Below are 1,933 nucleotides of genomic sequence, written 5' to 3'. Positions count from 1 at the left end.
ATCGGTATCACCGGATAATGCCAATTCATCCCGGCTGATATTGCGTTGCCCGTTAAAGACCGCAAAGGTTAATCCGCGCTCTTTGGCGGTCAGGAGAAATTGTTCAAAACCGTCAATCAGGACAGCGAGGGCGTGAATGGCTTCTTGGGGGGAAGCGACGACCAGTTTGTGCTCGCGACCGAATTGGGCACCGAGGACGCCATACAGCCGCACTGTTCGTACTGTATTCATGAGGTTACTCCAATAAAAAACCCGCCGGAGCGGGTCTAAATTATTTAAGAAGCCAATAGCGATGTCGCTCGTTAAATTCCTCTTTTAGCTTCTCCGGTAAATTGTTTTCTATAGATGAAATAATATTACCAAATTCATTAATAAATTTAATGTAGTCTCCATCGGTCATCTTATATCTCAATTCCTTCATTTTTTGAATGGATATCATAAGAGCGGAGTCGTCTAACTCATAGTCGCCATTCTTATAAAAATAGAATTTTTGAGAAGATAAACTACTTAGAAAGTCATGATTACTTGCATTGTATATTGCAGGAATTTCTCTATTGCAGTGCTTACAAATAATTGCCTCTGCTTTAATTGCCTCAGCACAATACGGACACTTTTTCATTTCCCCTAAATCTATTTTCTTTTTTTCTATAGCCTCTTGATCTACTTTTAGACCAACGGCGTGAATAAGGGCTATGATAAAAGGAAGAATAAATCCGTATGACCACCACAAACCAAAGCTTTTACCTTTGCTTGATGCTAATTGGGCTGGAATCAATGCGAATAAAGCAGAGAGAACAACGTATAGCAGAAAAGTATCCATAACCACCCTCCGTTATTTGATATTTTCCAATGCTAATCATGATCTTTTATTTATGCAATTTATTATAACGCAATGTTTTGATAGTCCTATCTTGCCAATATCCATCGTAAGGTACCCGATTACTGAGTTGTCCGTACAGATGGTGTAGCATCAGCCCATCACCGATATACACGCCCGCATGATTGGGTTCATTGGCCTGCACCTGCATAATGATCACATCGCCCACCTGCAATCCACCGCTACACTCGGTAAATCCAGCCCCCGCATAGTGTTTCATATACAGGTTTTCACCCCGGTTCCACCAGCCCTCTGAGCGTGCAAAGTTGGGGATCTCAATATTACGCTCCAGTCGATACCAGTCACGCACAATGGCATAACAATCCCAAATACCGTGCACGAACGGGCGGCCCAACAGTGGCTTAACTCCCTCAGTCGGCATAACGGTTCGAATATCGCCCTCCGGCCATGAAGCAATGACCCACGGCACTTGTGACAGGTCACACTGAGCGATATCCAACTGACTCGGTTGTGTCGTTGCATCCGGGTGACTGTGGACGATGGCAACAATAGTCCCCGCATCTTCGGCCTCAGCGTAATCTTCGGGGTGGAGACAAAATTGCTCGGTGGGTGAAGGGGCGGTATTGCGGCAACGGATATATTCCTGTCTGCGGCTGTTTTGAATCACCAGACCGCAGCATTCATTGGGATACTCGGCTTCGGCATGAGTCATGATGGCATTCACCATCGATTTTCGCAGTATATCCATTTCACCGCCTTAACAATGCAGAGCCGGGGAAGCCACCGAATGGAAGTCGATTACCCTTTCCAAAACGCAGCTCACACCCCGTTGACAACAACCCAGAGCACGCATCTTTTGACGGATCATCGGTTGGATTACCCTCAATATCAAAATACTGAGTGCCTGTATAACCACACGGCGACTTGCGATATAACCCACGAATACACCACGTACACAGACTGTGGATTTGCCGGGTGGGAATTTGAATACCCTGCAAATCGGCCGGCGAAGACAGCGAGAACTGGATGCTTTCATTATCTTCATGGGTTTTACTGTCAATGTAGAAGACGTCGATTTTCTCCTGCGTGGGATCG

At 45.6% G+C, this 1,933-nt stretch carries 4 protein-coding genes; all 4 read right to left on the bottom strand.

The genetic code is table 11. From position 1 onward, the window contains the following. Nucleotides 1-231, bottom strand: a 231-nt coding sequence (locus Xhom_RS24735; RefSeq protein ID WP_145957520.1) for a tail assembly protein, incomplete at its 3' end; no start/stop codon positions are given. A 40-nt stretch (nucleotides 232-271) separates the two neighbouring features. Beyond that, nucleotides 272-820: a zinc ribbon domain-containing protein gene (locus Xhom_RS34800; RefSeq protein WP_069318042.1), complete on the bottom strand. Its 549-nt coding sequence runs from the start codon at nucleotides 818-820 to the stop codon at nucleotides 272-274. A gap of 46 nt (nucleotides 821-866) precedes the next feature. Then, the gene (locus Xhom_RS24725) at nucleotides 867-1,586 is read right to left on the bottom strand and encodes a C40 family peptidase (RefSeq protein WP_198148725.1); all 720 of its coding nucleotides are present in this window, start codon (nucleotides 1,584-1,586) and stop codon (nucleotides 867-869) included. Between the two features lies 1 nt (nucleotide 1,587). Continuing rightward, nucleotides 1,588-1,933 (bottom strand): phage minor tail protein L (locus Xhom_RS24720; RefSeq protein WP_099140121.1); only part of this gene is annotated, 346 nt, incomplete at its 5' end.

Source organism: Xenorhabdus hominickii (genome assembly GCF_002632725.1).
GTDB classification, from domain to species: domain Bacteria; phylum Pseudomonadota; class Gammaproteobacteria; order Enterobacterales; family Enterobacteriaceae; genus Xenorhabdus; species Xenorhabdus hominickii.
Note: the sequence above shows the minus strand (reverse complement) of the source record. Positions and strands in the feature narration are given on the sequence as shown.